Here is a 13,725-nt window from a genome sequence, read left to right on the forward strand (position 1 = left end):
CCGTGGAGCTGTTCATGTCTTTGGCGATCGGCGTACTGTTCGCCGTCGGTGTATACTTGATCTTGTCCAAAAGCCTGCTGCGCATTATATTGGGCACCTCGATGCTGACCAACGGCGTCCATCTGCTGCTGCTGACGATGTCGCGGTTGAAAACCGGCGCCGCCCCGTTACTGGGGGACAAAGCGGAATCCTATGTCGATCCTTTGCCGCAGGCGCTGATCCTGACCTCGATCGTCATCAGCTTCGGCGTCACGTCGTTTTTTTTCGTGCTCGCCTATAAAGCGTATCAGAAGCTAGGCACGGACGATATGGAGGAGCTGAGGGGGGACAAGGATGAATAATCTGCTCGTATTCCCCTTGCTCATTCCGTTATGCACCGGCGTTATTCTGATTTTTCTCAAAAATAAAATCATGGCCCAGCGGTGGATCAGCGCCGCGAGCATTCTGCTGAACGCCGCCGCAGCGGCCGCCATCGTCGCGCAGGTTCGAACGGACGGTATCCAGACGCTCTATATGGGGGGCTGGCTGCCGCCTTACGGCATCGTTTTCGCAGCCGACATGCTTGCCGCCCTGCTGGTGCTGACGACGGCGGCGGTCGGCGCGGCCTGCTTGTTCTATGCGTTTCGAACGATCGGCGAGCAGCGGGAGCGCCATTACTTTTATCCGTTTTTTCAATTTCTGCTGGCGGGCGTCATGGGCTCGTTTCTGACCGGCGACTTGTTCAACCTGTTCGTCTGCTTCGAGGTCATGTTGATTTCCTCCTATGCGCTGATCGTTCTGGGCGGTACGAAGCTGCAGCTGAGGGAGACCTTGAAATATATATTGATCAATATTTTGTCTTCTGCGCTCTTTGTCGCCGCCGTCGCTTACTTGTACGGGGTGACGGGCACGTTGAATATGGCCGACCTGTCGGTCCGGGTGGCGGAAGCCGGACAAGGAGGCGTACTGAACGTCATCGCCGTCCTGTTTCTCATCGTGTTTTCGCTGAAAGCCGGATTGTTCCTGTTTTTCTGGCTCCCCGGGTCGTACAGCGCCCCGCCGGCGGCGGTCACCGCGCTGTTCGGCGCGCTTTTGACCAAGGTCGGGCTGTATGCGCTCATCCGCACGTTCACGCTGATCTTCTATCAGGACCCGGGAGTCATGCAGGCATGGATCGGCGGGATGGCGGCGGCCACGATGATCCTCGGCGGGCTCGGCGCGGTCGCGTACTCCGATATCCCCCGGATCCTGAATTACAACGTGATCATCGGCGTCGGCTTCATCGCGTTCGGATTATCGGTCGGCACCAAAGACGCGCTGGACGGGGCGGTGTTTTATCTGCTGCATGATATGGCCGCCAAAGCGATGATGTTTTTTCTCGGAGGACTCATCGTCGCCGCGGCCGGCACGCACCGGCTGAAGGATATGGGCGGGATGATCGGGCGGTATCCGCTGCTCGGCTGGTTGTTTTTCGTGGTGGCCCTCGCGCTTGCCGGCGTACCGCCGCTCAGCGGTTTTCCGGGAAAGCTGCTCATAATAAGGGGCGGCCTGGACGCAGGGGCTTACGGGTTGACGGCGATCGCGCTTGCTTCGAGCCTCGTCGTCCTGTACTCCATGATGAAAATATTCATGCAGGCGTTCTGGGGAGATGAGAAGCCGGCACCGAACCGAGAACCCGTAAAGCCGGGCGGTGCGGCTTATTGGGCGCTTGCGGCGGTATCCGTGCTGGTGGCGGTGCTGGGGATCGGGTCCGAATGGGTGTACGCGTTCGTTTCGCAGGCGGGTGACGGGCTTGTCAATCCGGAGCCATACATCGAAGCGGTATTAAAGGAGTAGTGGACATGGCTGTGCAAATCCTGCTGAATCTTCTCATCGCCGTTATATGGATGCTTCTTTCTAACGATTGGTCGGCTCCCCGGTTCACTGTCGGTTTTTTGATCGGTGCTCTGTTTATCGGGGGCCTGAACCGGTTCTGGCCGCATGACTTTTATTTGAAAAAGGCGTGGGCGGTCATCAGACTGCTCGCGCTGTTCATGAAAGAGCTGCTCCTTTCCGGCCTGGCGGTCATTCGCCAGATTCTCCGTCCGCGGCTTAACGTCCGGCCAGGTATATTCGCACTTGAAACCCGGCTGCAATCGGACTGGGAGGTCACGCTGCTGGCTTGCCTGATTACCTTGACGCCGGGCACGCTGACGCTGGATGTTTCGCGCGACGGACGGATTCTGTATATCCATGCGATGGATATACAGGACGCGGCGCAGCTGTCCGAACAGATTAAAGGAAGCTTCGAAAAAGCGATTATGGAGGTGACGCGGTGATGGACTACTTGCTGAGCGCATCCCTGGTCATATTGTCGCTGGCAATTCTCGGCTGCATGTACCGCTTGCTCAAGGGGCCTTCGATGGCCGACCGGATTATGTCCCTGGACACGATCGGCGTCATGTTGCTCTCGATGACCGCCGTCCTCTCCATGCTGTTGAAGACGGCGGTCTACCTCGATATTATCCTTGTCATCGGCATTGTTACGTTTATCGGCACGACGGCGTTTGCGAGATTCATCGAAAGGGGTGACGTCATTGAACGCGGGGACTTTGGCGACGGCAGGTGAGCTGCTGATCGGCATCCTGGTGCTGATCGGAGCTTTGCTCAGCGCGCTGAGCGCATTCGGGCTCGTTCGGCTGCCGGACGTTTATTTGCGGTCGCATGCCGCGACCAAAAGCGCGACGCTCGGCGTGCTTTTGGTGCTGGGAGGCGCGTTCCTGTATTTCTGGCTGTATCTGGAGCATGCCAGCGCGAAGCTGATTCTGGGTATCGTGTTCGTATTCATGACGGCGCCGGTAGCGGGGCATTTGAATGGAAGGGCCGCCTACCGTACGGGCGTTTCCTTGTGGGGCGGGAGTGTGCAGGACGACCTTAAAGCGGTGGTGAAGCGGGAACGCGAAGGGCGATCGGGCTCGGAGACGGATTTCTGAGAAACCTCTCATTTACCTCATAATTGTTTGACTTCTCTAATCTTTCAGTTTATTATAACCGTACGCTTAGTTTTCGGCTGTTGAGCCGGAAAGCGGGGGAACCAGTTTTTTGGGGCGAGTCATTCAGGTTTTTTGAATGTAGGGTACCATCTTACCCGAGTCCGTCAGCTAACCTCGTCAGCAGTGGATGGGTCTGTTTCTTTTCAAGCTAATTTAGACATGCGGACCCTTTTATAGGGTCTTTTGCGTCTTTTTGGACCCCTGCTGGCGGAGCTGTGCTTTTTTTAACTCCTCGGCCCGGGGTTCATTTTATTTTAATAGTCGAGAGGGGGAGTTGTGTGGGGGTAATCGACATACATAACGGGCGAAGGAAATGCATTTAATCCATGTTTGACGATGCGAAAAGTAGTTATATAGCTGCTGGCATACACACAATTGTGTGTTCAGAAAATATATGGGAGAGGCTGTGGGATGGATTGAAAAAAGCTTTGCTGTTGCTGTTGGGTCTGGTGTTTGCGGCGTTGATCGCCGGTTGCGGTCAATCCAATAACGCGACGGAAGGGACGTCGGGGCCGGATACGGCTGCCGGCGGCACCGCAAGCGGAACATTGGCGGAGGCAAAAGAGAGAGGGTACATCACGGTCGGCTTCGCTAACGAGAAACCATACGCTTACAAGACGGCCGACGGGGAATTAACCGGGGAAGCGGTGGAAATCGCGCGGGTCATTCTGGCCAATCTCGGCATCGAAGAAATGAGAGGGGAGCTGACCGAATTCGGTTCCTTGATCGGGGGACTTCAGGCCAAGCGGTTCGATCTGATTACGGCGGGGATGTTTATCAACCCGAACCGCTGCGCGGCGGTGCTTTTCGCCGACCCGGAGTACAGCATCGGAGAAGCGATCGCGGTCAAGAAAGGAAATCCGTTGAACTTGAGCAGCTATGCCGGCATTGCGCAGAACAAGGATGTGAAGGTGGCCGTAATGACCGGCGCTGTGGAAATCGGCTATCTGGAAGACTCGGGTGTGCCGAAGGAGCAAATCGTTCAGGTGCCGGATCAGGCGTCGGCGATCAGCGCGCTCCAGGCGGACAGGGTGCAGGTCATTACGATGACGGGACCGGCGCTGCAGGCGATGCTGGACTCGGCGAATGACGCCGATATCGAGCGGGTCGCCGAATTCGAGCAGCCGGTGATCGGCGGCAAAAGCGTGCGCGGTTACGGGGCAACGGCGTTCCGCCAAGCGGATGCGGCCTTTCGGCAGGCGTACAATGCGGAGCTGCAGAAATTGAAGGATTCGGGCGAGCTGCTGACGATCCTGCAGCAATTCGGCTTCACCGAGCAGGAGCTTCCCGGCGACGTGACGGCTGTAGAGCTGTGCAAGGAATAAGGCATAACGATGCCGAGTTCATGGATCGACTTTCTGCCTTCTCTGCTCGAAGGGGCGAAAGTGACGGTGCAGGTGGCAGTTGCGGCTTCGGTTCTCGCCATCATCGCTTCTTTCACTGCAGGACTGTGCAAGCTTTCCAGGCTTTGGGCGGTGCGCGCCGCGACTGCCGGATACGTGGAGATTTTCAGGGGAACGTCGTTGTTGATTCAATTGTTTTGGTTATACTTCGCGCTTCCCTTTCTCGGGATTGAGCTCCCCAAAATGTGGGCGGCCATTCTGGCGGTGGGCCTTAATTTCGGAGCTTACGGCTCCGAGATCGTGCGAAGCTCGATCCTCGCCGTTCCGAAAGGACAATGGGAGGCCGCGTTGGCTCTGAACATGAAGCCATGGCAGAGGCTTGTGCATATCGTCATACCGCAAGCGTTCGTCCGGATGCTGCCGCCTTTCGGAAATTTGCTTATCGAGCTGGTCAAATCCACATCCCTTGTCTATTTCATTACGATGGCGGATTTGACTTATCAGGCTATGGTATTGAGAAACAACTATATCTCTTTCACAACCGAAATTCTTGCGCTGCTGCTTCTCATCTATTTTGTCATTTCCGCGGTCGTTGCTTTCGGCATTCGTATGCTTGAGCGGAAGATGGCGGCAGGGAGGATGTAGCGATGTGGGATTGGAGTTTGGTTGCCGACATCTTGCCGGAGCTGTTGGCCGCTTTGAGAATGACGGCAGCCGCTACGCTTGCCGGGTTTGCCGCGGCCTGTGTCGGCGGCCTTGTGCTCGCAGGCGCCGTTCGTTCCGGTTGGAAGCCTGTGTCATGGTTTGCAAAAGGATTCATCGGGTTTATTCGGAACACGCCGCTGCTTGTTCAGGTGCTGTTCCTGTATTACAGCCTGCCGGTCATGGCCGGTATATCGCTGTCTGCTTTTTCGGCCGGCGTCATCGGACTTGGCCTGCATTACAGCACTTATTTGGCCGAGGTATACCGTTCGGGGATCGAAGCGGTTCCCAAAGGGCAATGGGAAGCGGCGGTCGCATTGAACTTTCCCAAATGGCGGACATGGGGCAGCATCGTTCTGCCGCAGGCCATACCGCCGATTATTCCCGTGCTGGGCAATTACCTGATCGTCATGTTCAAGGAGACGCCGATTTTATCGGCGATCACGCTGGTCGAGCTGCTGCTCACGGCGAAAAATATCGTGTCCGATACTTACCGGGTGTTTGAACCTTATACGCTGGTCGGCCTGTTATTCCTGGCCATCAGCTATCCGGCTTCCCTGCTCGCAAGAACGCTGGAAAAAAGATTGAATCCGCAAAGAGGGAAGTGATGCCTATGCAACCCATTGTGAAATATTCGCAAGTGGCGAAAAAGTTCGGCGAGCTTGAGGTGCTCTCCGGCATTGATCTGGAAATTGATCCGGGCGAGAAGGTGGCGATGATCGGCCCGAGCGGTTCGGGCAAAACGACGCTCGGCCGCATGCTGATGACGTTGGAGGAGCCGACCGCCGGCACGATCGAATTGAATGGAGAGCTACTCTGGCATATGCGCGTGAACGGTCGGCTTGTCCGGGCCAACGAGCGGCATCTGCACCGAATGAGGGGCGATGTCGGCATGGTGTTCCAGCATTTCAACCTGTTTCCGCATATGAACGTGCTGCGCAACGTAACGGAGGGCCCGCGCAAGGTGCTCGGGTTATCGAAAGAGGAGGCGAAGGAACGGGCGGTATCCATGCTGCGCAAGGTCGGCCTGGACGACAAGCTGACGGTTTATCCGTCTCAATTGTCGGGCGGACAGAAGCAGCGCGTTGCGATTGCCCGGGCGCTGGTCATGCGGCCTAAAGTTATGGTATTCGATGAAGTGACGTCAGCCCTGGACCCTGAGCTTGTAGGCGAGGTGCTGGAGGTCATCCGGGAGATCGCCGAAGAGGGCGACATGGCGATGCTGCTGATTACCCATGAGATGGATTTCGCGAAGGAAGTCGCCGACCGCGTCATTTTCGGGGCGGAAGGGCGCATCGTGGAGCAGGGAACGCCGGAACAGATTTTCGACCATCCGCAAAGCGAGCGGCTGCAATCGTTTCTGAAGCGATTCAGGTCCGTGACGGCGAAGCACCGGAACAGGAGTGAGCGAGCACATGATTACGGAGACCGCGATTTGTTATCGAGAGCCCGGGACGGCAGACGGCATGAAGGTGTGGCAGTTGATCCGGCAAGCAGGATCGCTGGATGTTAACTCGCCCTACTGCTACATCATGCTGTGCGATTATTTCCGCCGAACCTGTGTGGTGGCGGAAGAGAACGGAGAGACGGTCGGCTTCTTGTCGGCTTACCGTGCTCCCGATCGAGAGGATACTTTATTTATCTGGCAGGTTGCCGTTGCGAACACCCATCGCGGACGCGGCCTGGGAAAAACGATGATCAAGACGGTGCTGGAGCGTGAAGCCTGCCGCGGCGTCCGTTATCTCGAGACGACCGTTACCCCTTCCAATATCGCTTCCCGCCGGATGTTTTTCGGATTGGCCGCGGAGCTGCAAACGATATGCGAGTCGGAACAAGGGTATGAGGAGCGTTTTTTTCCACAGGAGAGCCGGCATGAGCCCGAGCGGCTGTTTCGGATCGGTCCGCTTGCGTGAGGAAGAAGTTGCCGAATCGTGTTCAAAACAATTGATCGTAAATGGAGGTAACCTATGAGTAGTAAAATTATGGAAACGCCGAGTATGGAAGTGTTCGAAACCCGTGAGTCGGAAGTGAGAAGCTACTGCCGCAGCTTCGCTACGGTGTTTCAAAAGGCAAAAAATGCGAAGCTGTGGGATACGCATGGAACCGAGTACATTGATTTCTTTGCAGGGGCAGGCGCCCTGAATTACGGACATAACAATGAGGTGATTCGCTCGAAGCTGATCGACTACATGCTGCAGGACGGTGTGACGCACAGCCTGGATATGGCGACAAGCGCCAAGGAAGCTTTTTTGAATCGGTTTCATGACGTGATTCTGCAGCCGCGAGGCTGGAACTACAAGGTCATGTTTCCGGGTCCGACCGGAACCAACTCGGTGGAAAGCGCGATGAAAATCGCCCGTAAAGTGACAGGGCGTTGCACCGTCATGTGCTTCACCAATGCTTTTCACGGGATGACGCTGGGCTCGCTGTCCGTAACGGGCAATGCCTTTAAACGAAATGGTGCGGGCGTCGAGCTGGGCAGTTCCGTTTTTATGCCCTATGACGGCTATTTCGGCAGCGATGTAGATACGACCGAATATATCGGCAAGCTGCTTGATGACCCGGGGAGCGGAATACCTCTGCCGGCCGCTGTTATCGTGGAAGCGGTCCAGGGTGAGGGCGGATTGAACGCGGCTGGCACGGCATGGCTGCAAAAGTTGGAGCGTTTGTGCCGACAGAGAGGGATTTTGCTCATTCTGGACGACATCCAGATGGGCTGCGGCCGCACCGGTTCGTTTTTCAGCTTCGACGATGCCGGAATCGAGCCGGACATCGTTTGTCTGTCCAAGTCGATCGGCGGATTCGGGCTCCCGATGGCGATCACGCTGCTGAAGCCGGAGATCGATGTGTGGCAGCCGGGAGAGCACAACGGCACATTCAGGGGGAACAACCTGGGATTCGTCGCTGCAGCAGAAGCATTGTCCTACTGGGAGTCCAACAAGCTCGAATTGACGACCTTAACCCATGCACAGACGATTCGGGCCGCGTTGGAGAAGATGACAAGCAAGCACCCCGAGCTGCGGGGGCAAATTCGGGGCAAGGGCATGATTCAAGGCATTGCCTTCGACGAAGAAGGAATAGCCGAAAGGCTATGCGCGATCGTGTTCGAGAAGGGGCTGATCATGGAAACCTCAGGCCCGCGCAGCGAAGTCGCCAAGCTGATGCCGCCGCTTACGATCGAGCGTGAGACGCTGGTGCAAGGACTGGGCATTCTTGAACAAGGATTGGATCAATTGGCGGAGCTTGTCCGTCAAGAAAACAAAACGTCAAGGGAAGAGGAGTATGGTTCATGATCGTAAAGCACTTGAATGATATCGTAAACACCAAAGACGATGTCGACACGCCGACGTGGAATTCCAGGAGGCTGCTGCTGAACAAGGACAAGATGGGTTTCTCCTTGCACGATACGTTGGTCAAGGCGGGAACGGAAACGTTCATCTGGTACCGGCATCACGTTGAAGCGGTCTATTGCATCGAAGGGGAAGGGGAAATCGAGGTCGAAGGCGGCCGGACGTACCGGATTCAACCGGGCATGCTGTATGCGCTGGACGGCCATGAGAAGCATCGTCTCCGCGCAACGACCCAAATGCGGATGATCTGCGTCTTCAACCCGCCGCTTACGGGCGCCGAGGTGCATGATGACAAGGGCACTTACCCGCTGCTCGCACATTCCATGGATTAGGGAGATGGTGACACGATGAGTATCCGGTTGAGACAAAGTATGGAGGACGCGTATCCGTCCAGAATGAGCGCACGGCCTCTGATCATTCCGCGGCGCGATCCCGTTGTTTATTCCGACTGGAATCCGACGAGTCCGATCGGCAAGGAACAGTCCGATTTCTATGAGCAGAACGGGTATTTGTTTCTCGAAGGTTTTTTTGACGCAGAAGAATTGAATGAATACCGGGAGGAAGCCCGCAGCCTGCAGACGGCCTCCCGGACGGTGGAATCCGATGAAATCATACGGGAGCCGGAGAGCGAGGAAGTCCGGTCCGTGTTCGCCATCCATGAAAGCAATCCGGTATTCCAGAGGCTGTCGCGGCATCCCCGGCTCCTGGCGATCATCGAGTACATACTCGGAAGCCTGACCTACATTCACCAATCCAGAATCAATTACAAGCCGGGCTTCACCGGCAAGGAGTTCTACTGGCATTCGGATTTCGAAACCTGGCATGTGGAGGACGGCATGCCGCGAATGCGGGCGCTGAGCTGCTCCATCGCGTTGACGGACAATTATCCATATAACGGACCGTTAATGGTCGTACCCGGTTCCCATAAGCAATTTGTTTCTTGCATAGGAGAAACGCCGGAAGACCATTTCAAAGACTCTTTGAGAAAGCAGCGGTTCGGGGTTCCCGATCATGACAGCCTTACCGCTCTGGTCAAGCAAGGCGGAATCGATACGCCGGTCGGCAAGGCGGGCTCCGTCGTGCTGTTTGACTGCAATATTATGCATGGCTCCAACAGCAACATTACACCTATGCCGCGAAGCAACATATTTATCGTGTATAACAGCGTTTGCAACAAAATAGGGGAACCTTATTCCGGGCAACGACCCAGACCGGAATATATCGCGACCCGCGCAGGTTTATGATTTCCCCAACCGTTGGGTAGCCATCGTCATTATCCTGCTATTTGTATTTTGGGGCGCCTTTGCATCGGGAAATACGAAAGACGAGCACCTCCGATGATTCTTGATTGGAGGCGCTCGTCTATTTTTACGCCAAATGACGGGCTGCGGCGATCTGAACGATCAAAGCGTTAATGTGCTGATAGCATTTCATCGTATGCGGATCCTCGCCTAAGGCATTGCCGTAGTGACTGCGCATTTGCGCCAGCAATTCCTTGTAATGCCGCGCTTTTTCTTCGATGGGAAACGCGGATTGGTGCATGGTCCACGCGTTCGACAAATAATCGCTCGGTTTTTTCATTGCAAGACTTCCCTTCCCGGTTGCTTATGCTGACAGGATAGACGCTTCTATAATAGATGTAAACCATCATTCAATCTGCTGAATTATGGTTTGCATCTCCGGGGAATTGGGTATATGCCCATCGCCCCGATCATTTCCAAGCGGTGATCACAATCCCGCCCATCAGTTTGGAAAACTTGTTCATCAAGCGTTCATTTTTCATCATCATTCGTAATGCTTCCCGGTTAAGGAGCAGTTCCCGTTCGATAACCCGAAACGAATCCCGATCGATTGCCGGTTGGTCCATTGGAGCGAACCGGGACACCTTCAGCTTGCGAAACCGTGATTCCCGCACCAGCTTCAGCCATTCGGGAACGGTCCGCAGATGGCGGAGCCCATAGAACGATCGAAGCTCACGCAAACGCGAGGGCGGCAATTTTCTGGCGAGCGCCATTTCATGATCGTACAGGACTCCGCCCGGTTTCAATACCCGCCGGTACTCCCGTAAAGCCGATCCCCCCTCCGTAAAAGCCGTGACCGACTCCACCAATACCACATCGAACGCGCCGTCCGGAAACGGCATGGAAGCGGCGTCGGCCTGGATAATCCGAATGGAAGCGCCGGCCAGCCCCGCACGTTGCTTCGCTTTTTCAATCATCGATGCATTCCGGTCCATTGCCGTCACATCGCAGCCGAGACCGGCCAGGTAACAGGCGGTTCGCCCCGTCCCGCACCCCGCCTCGAGCACCTTGGTGCCGGGGGGGAGCTTGATTCGGCCAATCAGCTCTTTAGTGGCCTGAAAACCTCCGGGATGCGCGCTCCCTTCCCCGAGCAAGGCTAACAACGTAGCATAGTCCACCGCCTTCTCACCTCTCCTCCCTCGGTATCCTTCGATATTCTATGACTGCTCCGCATCGGTGAACCACCCAATTTCGCAATCGGCAGGCGATCATACAAGCGGCGGCAGGGGGACAGCCATAGACTGAAAAGTACACTTCAGGCGATGATCGCCTTACCTTAGGGAGGAGAGAGGCAATGCAACAAATTTATCCGGTTTGCCATGAGACGGTCTACCCGTGTATCGGTAAGAGGGTTTGCGCGGTGACCCTTGACGGGACGCATTATTACGGAACTGTCGCCGAAGTAAGAGACGGCAGGGTGCTGCTGACCGACTGCGCGTTCGGTGAAGGCGCCGTGACTCTCGCTGCGGGAAAAACCGCGGGGGGAAGAAAAAAAATGAACGCCAAGAAGAAGGCAAAGCTGTCAGGCTTCTATGGCGGCTACGGCTACGGCGGTTATGGGTACGGATCATATTGGCTTAGTTTGGCCCTGATCGCCTCGCTTTTCCTGCTTCCGTTTTTCTTTATCTGATTTGTCGAATAACACATGGGAACCGGCAGAGAATTCTGCCGGTTATTTGTGTGCTACCCAAACACGGCATGGAAGGGAGCGCGCGGGCTTATCCCGACAAGGGAAAAGCTCCCGTTGCAGGGAGCTTTTCGTAAGGATTCGAAGCTAAGAAGCGCTGGGCCAGACTGGCGCAGGCCGCTCCTTTTGATTACAATACGATCGCTCTTGAAATGATGACCAACAGAATGAACAGCACGAGAATAACTCCCGCACTCGTGAACACACCGCCATAACCTGCACCTGCACCGTATCCGCCGAAACCTCCGACAGCACCCATTGTTCATTGCTCCCTTCGTTTGTTTTTAACTACAACACTAACTTATGACAAAGTGAATGCAACCGTATGGACGGGTGAGGGGACATATGAAATATAGTCAGCTGTCTTTGCTGCAACGGCTCGGTTCAGGATGAAGTCGCCGTCATCCGCTCACAACGGAGGAACAATAGGCATATGCTGATGCAAACGGCAAGGAGGGGATACGATGCAGGATATCGGCATGCTATGCCAGCAATTTGCCCGGATACTCGGCGGGAAACCGGATGTCAAGAACGAGGTGTGCATGGTGGAGAAAGATCGTTCGCATATTCAAGCAACCATAATGGGAAGACCGAGCCGTTCCGGATTAACCCTGCATTCGATGTGGTCGTTCGAATCGATCGACGAGCAAGGGAGAGCATTAAACCTGGGCGAAACGGCGCTCCTTCAGGAAGAAGTCTATCCGTTCATTTGGAGCTTGCAAAGAAGCGGAATCATCATGACTGCCCTGCATAATCACTGGATATTCGAGAATCCCCGCCTGGTTTATGCGCACTATGCGTCTGTTGAACAGCCCGTTTCCTTCGCGGGAAAAGTGGCGGAAGCGTACAAGGTGCTCAAATAACCCTTGCCGCCAAGCAACGCGGGAAATCCGGGATGCCTGCCACGGCATCCCGGATTTCCCGCCTGGTGTTCTCGTTCAAGCGCGAACCGCTCTGTAAAAAGCCGGCGTTTACGGTGTGTAAATCGACGATTCGCGCGGTACGAACCGGTGCGGAATGAGGTGGCGATGCTGGTGAACCGGTTCGCCCTTAACCGCGCGAAGCAGCGTCTGGGACGCGGTGTAGCCGAGCTGGTAGATGCCGATATCGACGGAGCTGATCGGCGGCGACGTCAGCTCGGACATCGGAATGTTGTTGAAGCCGGCGATCGCCAGATCCTGCGGCACTTTGTAGCCGAGCTCCGTGACGCCTCCCAGCACGCCGAGCGCGACGACGTCGTCCATGACGACAAGCGCCGTCGGGCGGTCCGGCACGTTCATGATGAACGACATGGCTCGGTAGCCGCTTTCCTGAAGGAAGTCGCCCTCGACGATCCAGTCGGCGCGGGCTTCGAGGCCCGCTTCCTTCAGCGCGTTCCGGTAGCCGGCAAGCCGGTCCTTGGAAACGGTGAGATCCGGAGGGCCGCTGACGAAGCCGATACGGGCGTGGCCCTGGGAAATGAAATGGCGCGTCACGTCGTAAGCGGCCTGAACGTTGTTGTTGTCGACCGTCAGAATGTCGTCATGCTCTTCGTTGCGGCCGATCAGCACGAACGGAAAATCGTTCTCCTTAAGCAATCCGATCACCGGATCGCGGTCGCGGGAATAGAGCAGGATAAGCCCGTCCACGCGCCGGCCGCGGACGAGCCGGGTAACCGCTTCGACCTCCTCGCGCTCCGTCGCGCCCGTCGTCAGCATAAGATCGTATCCGGAACGGGTCGCCTGCGTCACGACGCCGCGGATCACCTCGGAGAAGAACAGGTTGAGGAACAGCTCTTCGGCCGGCCTCGGCAGCACGATTCCGATCGTGCTCGTCACCTTGGAGACGAGGCTCTTGGCCATCACGTTCGGATGATAGTTCAGCTCTTCCATAATTTCTTTTACTTTTCGCGCCGTGGCCGGACTGATTTTCGGATGTCCGGACAGAACGCGGGAGACCGTGGAAGGCGATACACCCGCTTTTTTCGCGATATCGACTATAGTTACGCTCAAGAGGTCACCTCCGATGCAAACGATTGAATTATATAGGGCGCGGGATGCGGCGGCCGCTTTTTTTACTATGTTAGCGCAATCAACCCGGTATGTAAATAAGTTTTTAAGGTACGGAAGTCCTTTGTGGGAGGATAAATACATATACCAAAAAATCAAGAAATAGTGAGGATTATTTAGATAATATAAGAAAATAAGATTTTCTTTAGTGTAAAGCCGGAAAATGGGCTAAGAATAACTTTTTACAATCGATTGCGACTATGCTTATGATAATTACCAAGAATTAAAGCGTTTTCATGAAACTGCCCTATGATTTTGTGAAGCCGGTCATCGTCGCTGTTTC

General features: G+C 55.5%; 18 protein-coding genes, 1 pseudogene and 1 riboswitch. Of the genes and pseudogenes, 15 read left to right on the plus strand and 4 right to left on the minus strand.

The window, feature by feature from the left end; translation table 11 throughout:
- The first annotated feature begins 2 nt into the window (after positions 1–2).
- The 13 genes and pseudogenes from RWM61_RS08820 (at position 3) to thpD (ending at position 9,650) form a co-directional block, all read left to right on the plus strand.
- Positions 3–341: a Na(+)/H(+) antiporter subunit C gene (locus RWM61_RS08820; RefSeq protein WP_313999649.1), complete on the plus strand. Its 339-nt coding sequence runs from the start codon at positions 3–5 to the stop codon at positions 339–341.
- Complete coding sequence (locus RWM61_RS08825) at positions 334–1,815, plus strand: Na+/H+ antiporter subunit D (RefSeq protein ID WP_313999651.1); 1,482 nt, start codon at positions 334–336, stop codon at positions 1,813–1,815. Before RWM61_RS08820 ends, RWM61_RS08825 begins: the two co-directional genes overlap by 8 nt.
- A 5-nt stretch (positions 1,816–1,820) precedes the next feature.
- Complete coding sequence (locus tag RWM61_RS08830) at positions 1,821–2,297, plus strand: Na+/H+ antiporter subunit E (RefSeq protein WP_313999654.1); 477 nt, start codon at positions 1,821–1,823, stop codon at positions 2,295–2,297.
- Positions 2,297–2,587, plus strand: a complete 291-nt coding sequence (locus tag RWM61_RS08835) for a Na(+)/H(+) antiporter subunit F1 (RefSeq protein ID WP_399538244.1) — start codon at positions 2,297–2,299, stop codon at positions 2,585–2,587. The genes RWM61_RS08830 and RWM61_RS08835 overlap by 1 nt, the downstream gene beginning before the upstream one ends.
- Complete coding sequence (gene mnhG / locus RWM61_RS08840) at positions 2,556–2,951, plus strand: monovalent cation/H(+) antiporter subunit G (RefSeq protein WP_313999658.1); 396 nt, start codon at positions 2,556–2,558, stop codon at positions 2,949–2,951. Before RWM61_RS08835 ends, mnhG begins: the two co-directional genes overlap by 32 nt.
- A 53-nt stretch (positions 2,952–3,004) precedes the next feature.
- Positions 3,005–3,147: riboswitch (cyclic di-AMP (ydaO/yuaA leader) on the plus strand.
- Positions 3,148–3,427: 280 nt separating this feature from the next.
- Positions 3,428–4,336: an ectoine/hydroxyectoine ABC transporter substrate-binding protein EhuB gene (gene ehuB, locus RWM61_RS08845; RefSeq protein WP_313999660.1), complete on the plus strand. Its 909-nt coding sequence runs from the start codon at positions 3,428–3,430 to the stop codon at positions 4,334–4,336.
- A gap of 9 nt (positions 4,337–4,345) precedes the next feature.
- Entirely contained in the window at positions 4,346–4,999 is a 654-nt protein-coding gene (gene ehuC / locus RWM61_RS08850) for an ectoine/hydroxyectoine ABC transporter permease subunit EhuC (RefSeq protein WP_313999662.1), read from the plus strand.
- 2 nt (positions 5,000–5,001) lie between these two features.
- Positions 5,002–5,664: an ectoine/hydroxyectoine ABC transporter permease subunit EhuD gene (gene ehuD / locus RWM61_RS08855; protein WP_313999664.1), complete on the plus strand. Its 663-nt coding sequence runs from the start codon at positions 5,002–5,004 to the stop codon at positions 5,662–5,664.
- Positions 5,664–6,434, plus strand: a pseudogene (ehuA, locus tag RWM61_RS08860) (ectoine/hydroxyectoine ABC transporter ATP-binding protein EhuA); the annotation flags it as partial. The gene ehuD and the pseudogene ehuA, both read left to right, overlap by 1 nt.
- A gap of 88 nt (positions 6,435–6,522) precedes the next feature.
- Positions 6,523–6,969 (plus strand): diaminobutyrate acetyltransferase, encoded by a 447-nt coding sequence (ectA, locus tag RWM61_RS08865; RefSeq protein ID WP_313999668.1) that lies wholly within the window; start codon positions 6,523–6,525, stop codon positions 6,967–6,969.
- Between the two features lie 54 nt (positions 6,970–7,023).
- Positions 7,024–8,349, plus strand: coding sequence for a diaminobutyrate--2-oxoglutarate transaminase (gene ectB / locus RWM61_RS08870; protein ID WP_313999670.1), 1,326 nt, complete (start codon positions 7,024–7,026; stop codon positions 8,347–8,349).
- Positions 8,346–8,738, plus strand: coding sequence for an ectoine synthase (locus RWM61_RS08875; RefSeq protein ID WP_313999672.1), 393 nt, complete (start codon positions 8,346–8,348; stop codon positions 8,736–8,738). Before ectB ends, RWM61_RS08875 begins: the two co-directional genes overlap by 4 nt.
- 15 nt (positions 8,739–8,753) lie before the next feature.
- Complete coding sequence (gene thpD, locus RWM61_RS08880; RefSeq protein ID WP_313999675.1) at positions 8,754–9,650, plus strand: ectoine hydroxylase; 897 nt, start codon at positions 8,754–8,756, stop codon at positions 9,648–9,650.
- 124 nt (positions 9,651–9,774) lie between these two features.
- On the opposite strand, the gene RWM61_RS08885 is transcribed toward thpD, so the two are convergent.
- Positions 9,775–9,987, minus strand: a complete 213-nt coding sequence (locus RWM61_RS08885) for a hypothetical protein (RefSeq protein ID WP_313999678.1) — start codon at positions 9,985–9,987, stop codon at positions 9,775–9,777.
- A gap of 130 nt (positions 9,988–10,117) precedes the next feature.
- Complete coding sequence (locus tag RWM61_RS08890) at positions 10,118–10,825, minus strand: methyltransferase domain-containing protein (protein WP_313999679.1); 708 nt, start codon at positions 10,823–10,825, stop codon at positions 10,118–10,120.
- A gap of 176 nt (positions 10,826–11,001) precedes the next feature.
- On the opposite strand from RWM61_RS08890, the gene RWM61_RS08895 reads away from it, so the two are divergent.
- Positions 11,002–11,337, plus strand: a complete 336-nt coding sequence (locus RWM61_RS08895; RefSeq protein ID WP_313999681.1) for a hypothetical protein — start codon at positions 11,002–11,004, stop codon at positions 11,335–11,337.
- A 187-nt stretch (positions 11,338–11,524) separates the two neighbouring features.
- Here RWM61_RS08895 and RWM61_RS08900 read toward each other — a convergent pair whose 3' ends face one another.
- Positions 11,525–11,653 (minus strand): YjcZ family sporulation protein, encoded by a 129-nt coding sequence (locus tag RWM61_RS08900; protein WP_313999683.1) that lies wholly within the window; start codon positions 11,651–11,653, stop codon positions 11,525–11,527.
- 205 nt (positions 11,654–11,858) lie between these two features.
- Here RWM61_RS08900 and RWM61_RS08905 point away from each other — a divergent pair, with 205 nt between their 5' ends.
- A complete protein-coding gene (locus RWM61_RS08905; RefSeq protein WP_313999685.1) occupies positions 11,859–12,257 on the plus strand; it encodes a DUF1259 domain-containing protein in 399 nt (132 codons plus the stop codon).
- A gap of 108 nt (positions 12,258–12,365) precedes the next feature.
- Here the strand turns inward: RWM61_RS08905 and RWM61_RS08910 are convergent, their stop codons facing one another.
- The gene (locus RWM61_RS08910) at positions 12,366–13,385 is read right to left on the minus strand and encodes a LacI family DNA-binding transcriptional regulator (protein ID WP_313999687.1); all 1,020 of its coding nucleotides are present in this window, start codon (positions 13,383–13,385) and stop codon (positions 12,366–12,368) included.
- Between the last annotated feature and the right edge of the window lie 340 nt (positions 13,386–13,725).

This window comes from uncultured Paenibacillus sp. (assembly GCF_963515335.1).
GTDB lineage: Bacteria > Bacillota > Bacilli > Paenibacillales > Paenibacillaceae > Paenibacillus_I.